Below are 317 nucleotides of genomic sequence, written 5' to 3'. Positions count from 1 at the left end.
GCTCAAATGTGCCGTTTCGGTCCCGGCCGCTCTCCAATTCAAAATGTCCTGATTGAAGGCTCCTGACCGTTTTTTTCGTCTTCCCATTTTTACGGTTGATCTCTCCGGAAGCTTTATTCTCCTGTAGATGGTGGTCCAGCTCTCCCTCCAACATGCTTTCCAGAAGATGTTTCAGCATCGGAGCAAAAACTCCGTCTGTACCGCCCATTTTTTTGCCCTCATAAAGGCCTTTCATAGCTTCCTCTTTGAAGCTTTCGAAGTCAAAATTGTCTTTACTCATGTTCTGTGTCTAAATATAGAAATTCTTTATTTGACAC

Annotated in this window: 1 protein-coding gene; it reads right to left on the bottom strand. The window is 43.8% G+C overall.

Annotated features, from left to right (window positions below; genetic code table 11):
• A partial coding sequence (locus C5745_RS19965; protein WP_207795868.1) for a transposase occupies positions 1-280 on the bottom strand: 280 nt, incomplete at its 3' end.
• Positions 281-317: the final 37 nt, after the last annotated feature.

Source organism: Sphingobacterium haloxyli (assembly GCF_002980525.1).
Lineage (GTDB): Bacteria > Bacteroidota > Bacteroidia > Sphingobacteriales > Sphingobacteriaceae > Sphingobacterium > Sphingobacterium haloxyli.
This window is presented reverse-complemented; position numbering and strand designations above follow the sequence as displayed.